The organism is Chryseobacterium urinae (assembly GCF_030518295.1).
Classification (GTDB): Bacteria; Bacteroidota; Bacteroidia; order Flavobacteriales; family Weeksellaceae; genus Chryseobacterium; species Chryseobacterium mucoviscidosis.
This window is the reverse complement of record NZ_JAULSJ010000095.1, coordinates 1-472: the sequence shown is the minus strand read 5'-3', so window position 1 is coordinate 472 and position 472 is coordinate 1. Positions and strand designations below refer to the sequence as shown.

General features: G+C 40.9%; 1 pseudogene. It reads right to left on the bottom strand.

Annotation, left to right across the window (positions count from 1 at the left end):
* Positions 1-472 (bottom strand): annotated as a pseudogene (locus QWT87_RS21120) (RHS repeat-associated core domain-containing protein); the annotation flags it as partial.

Genomic DNA, 472 nt, shown 5'->3' with positions numbered 1-472 from the left:
TTCCGCAATATTGCCGTTGTATTTCGGTTTTACTTTCAGAGTAGAAAAGTCTGTATTGGGTGTTTCAAGCCCTTCCACTTCACTGTATTTTACTTTGTATCCGAACAGTTTTCCGTTAAGGTTTGCAGGATCATTGATCTTGGTCATCCATCCGCGGATGTTGTAAGTGTAATCGATGCTTTGAAGATTATTTCCTACTTTCTTGTTCACAAGCTGAGACAGGTCGTTGTAGGTATTTTCAGCAAGCAGTTCCTGCGGGTTATTATCCACCTGATGATAATGCTTTTTCAGCCTGTTTTGAGAATCGTATTCAAAAGTTTCGGTAATCACTTTTTCAGTATCTGTACTTAATCTTTTATGGTACGTTTTAGAAAGCTTGGGAACCCCCGCAAAATCCAGTTCAGTTTCGGTGTTGGTATACCCTCCGAGATGGTTGGTGCTTTTGGTGGCAATGGCTCTTCCCATCGAATCA